We start from the raw sequence: 2,778 nt of genomic DNA, 5'->3' as shown, positions 1-2,778 counted from the left end.
TGCTCATGCTGAGTTTCCAGCACTAGATTAACTGCCCGTTCACGGACTTCCGGAGAGTAACGTTTGGTCGTTGTCATAGAGACCTCCACTTTTAAAGTATAGACTCTAATTTATCCGGGGTGATTCAGCCTGCACGGGTGGTCATTATCGCCGGTATTCGGCCGGTAGCGCTACAGGGCTAGCGCCGCAGCCGATCGGCTGCAAATACCGGCTAACCGGTGTCGCGGGTGCGAAATGGCGCGCCGTTCTTTGCTCTGCGGACCGGGTCGACGATGCGACATAGACGCACCGGAGGACTTACAGTAAGAGCATCATAATACCTGGGGGGACATCTTGCGCCAATAAACAGGGCGGCGCAGGGACAAAAACACGCCCAGGGCGGAAAGGGTTCCGCCGCCGACGTGCAAACCTGCGCCGGCGCCCGCGCTTTTGCCGCCAAAGCAGGATGACGGCGGAGCGGCCTCGGCGGCAGCACAACACTATTTGCGCAGTCGGACCCTCTCGACCGCATGATTGGCGCTTTTGCCGAGGATAAGGCTTGCACGCTCGCGGGTAGGCAGAATGTTTTGCTGCAGGTTAAGGCCGTTGATCTCGCTCCACAGCTGGCTGGCAATCGCGACCGCCTCTTGTTCGGAAAGCTGGGAATAATGGTGAAAATAGGAGTCAGGATCGGAAAACGCGCCCTGGCGGAATTTCAAAAACCGATTGATATACCAGCTCTGCAGCAGCGTTTCAGGCGCGTCGACATAAATGGAAAAATCGACAAAGTCAGAGACGAAGACATGGTGGGGGTCTTGGTTATAATCGCTGCCGCTTTGCAGCACGTTCAATCCCTCCAGTATCAAAATGTCCGGTTGGGAAATCACTTTTTGTTCGTCGGGGACCACATCGTAAATCAAATGGGAATAGACGGGCGCCGTCACGCGCGGCGTGCCGGATTTTACCTTTGAGACGAAATTGACCAGGCTGCGGATATCATAGGATTCCGGGAAGCCTTTTTTCTTCATGAGATCCCGCTGCTTGAGAACGCTGTTGGGATGCAAAAAACCGTCGGTCGTCACCAGCTCCACCGTACGGTGTTCGGGCCAGCGGCTTAGCAGCGCCTGCAGCACGCGCGCCGTGGTGCTCTTACCTACCGCTACGCTGCCGGCGATGCCGATGATATAAGGAATACGCTGGCCATCGGTGCCGAGAAATTGTTCCAGCACGGCCTGACGGCGCAGATTGGAGCTAATATAAAAGTTGAGCAAACGCGATAGCGGCAGATAAATCTCCGCCACTTCCTCCAGGGAAAGATCTTCATTAATCCCCTTGAGCTTGACGATTTCCGCCTCGGTGAGCGTCAGCGGCACGGAATTACGCAACGCGGCCCATTGTTTGCGGCTGAATTGCAGGTATGGCGTGGGGGGAGATTGCACAGCTTTAATCATAACGTGAGCCAGCCCGTTGCACAGTCTATTCAGGGCGCAGGACGCTAACCCGGAACGAAAACAAGCTGCATAGTATAGACAGCTTCGTACCCAGCGTAGAGTGTTTTTTCAGCCGCGGGTAAGGAATTGTGAGCCTGAGGCGCGATCCTCGGCCGCTGTCGCCCCTGCTGCTGCCGGTATGCGATAATTGAGGGGTAAACACGGCTTAGGCGGGGCTGTACCCGTTACGCCGACAGTGCTACTATGCCGGCCACAGCGTGATATTCCACTGCTTCGAGCATGAATAATAACCAATTTTGCGCGCCCCGTTGTGAAATTGGGTAATTTCTGAGCGAAAGTGCGAATTACGCAATTTTTTTGTTGCATAGGGCGTCCGCTCTACCTAGAATGCGCAGCACTTGATGCCGGCATAGCTCAGTTGGTAGAGCAACTGACTTGTAATCAGTAGGTCGAGGGTTCGACTCCTTCTGCCGGCACCAAAAAAAAATCTGGTGGGGTTCCCGAGCGGCCAAAGGGAGCAGACTGTAAATCTGCCGTCACAGACTTCGAAGGTTCGAATCCTTCCCCCACCACCAAATTCGTATCGAGCACGATACAAACCCTGTTGCAGAGCATCATGGCGCAGCAGGGGGAAGGTGAGAACCTTCGACCAAGGTTCGGGTCGAGCACAGCGAGACAACGATGCGCAGCATCGGCCCGAAGGGTGAGGAGCGAAGCGACGAATAATCCTTCCCCCACCACCAAATTCGTATCGAGCACGATACACACCCTGCTGCAGAGCATCATGGCGCAGCAGGGGGAAAGTGAGAACCTTCTACCAAGGTTCGGGTCGAGCACAGCGAGACAACGATGCGCAGCATCGGCCCGGGGCCCTTGCAAATTCTACAATCTACAGAAATATCAGGTAGCCGAGTTCCAAGATGCGGGCATCGTATAATGGCTATTACCTCAGCCTTCCAAGCTGATGATGTGGGTTCGATTCCCACTGCCCGCTCCAATGTGCTGATATAGCTCAGTTGGTAGAGCGCACCCTTGGTAAGGGTGGGGTCGGCAGTTCGAATCTGCCTATCAGCACCACTTCTAGTCTCCCTCCTGATTCCTTTTCTGTAAGAAAACAAATTCAGCAGGCATGTTGCCTGGTTGATGTGGTGATACCACCGATATATTCGTGTCTTAGAGGGACAATCGATGTCTAAAGAAAAGTTTCAACGCACCAAACCACACGTTAACGTCGGTACTATCGGCCACGTTGACCATGGTAAAACGACCCTGACCGCCGCCATCACCACCGTTCTGGCCAAGGCCTACGGCGGTAGCGCGCGCGCATTCGATCAGATCGACAACGCGC

General features: G+C 54.7%; 2 protein-coding genes, 4 tRNA genes and 2 other RNA genes. 7 read left to right on the top strand and 1 reads right to left on the bottom strand.

All coding sequences use genetic code 11. The annotated features are described in order from the left end of the window. Positions 1-479: 479 nt before the first annotated feature. Positions 480-1,430, bottom strand: coding sequence for a type I pantothenate kinase (coaA, locus tag CINSTRO3249_RS14715; RefSeq protein ID WP_074013796.1), 951 nt, complete (start codon positions 1,428-1,430; stop codon positions 480-482). Positions 1,431-1,833: 403 nt separating this feature from the next. Here coaA and CINSTRO3249_RS14710 point away from each other — a divergent pair. From CINSTRO3249_RS14710 to CINSTRO3249_RS14680, 7 genes are all read left to right on the top strand, one after another. Next, positions 1,834-1,909 (top strand) — tRNA-Thr (locus tag CINSTRO3249_RS14710). An 11-nt stretch (positions 1,910-1,920) separates the two neighbouring features. Next, positions 1,921-2,005, top strand: a tRNA-Tyr gene (locus CINSTRO3249_RS14705). Between the two features lie 40 nt (positions 2,006-2,045). After that, a non-coding RNA gene (locus CINSTRO3249_RS14700) (RtT sRNA) lies at positions 2,046-2,173 on the top strand. A 39-nt stretch (positions 2,174-2,212) separates the two neighbouring features. After that, positions 2,213-2,325: non-coding RNA, RtT sRNA (locus CINSTRO3249_RS14695), on the top strand. A 27-nt stretch (positions 2,326-2,352) separates the two neighbouring features. Further along, positions 2,353-2,427, top strand: a tRNA-Gly gene (locus CINSTRO3249_RS14690). A 4-nt stretch (positions 2,428-2,431) separates the two neighbouring features. Further along, a tRNA-Thr gene (locus CINSTRO3249_RS14685) sits at positions 2,432-2,507 on the top strand. A gap of 111 nt (positions 2,508-2,618) precedes the next feature. Further along, positions 2,619-2,778: GTP-binding protein (locus CINSTRO3249_RS14680; protein ID WP_254304360.1), on the top strand; the 160-nt coding region annotated here is incomplete at its 3' end.

Source organism: Candidatus Sodalis sp. SoCistrobi, from assembly GCF_900143145.1.
Lineage (GTDB): Bacteria > Pseudomonadota > Gammaproteobacteria > Enterobacterales > Enterobacteriaceae > SoCistrobi.
This window is presented reverse-complemented; position numbering and strand designations above follow the sequence as displayed.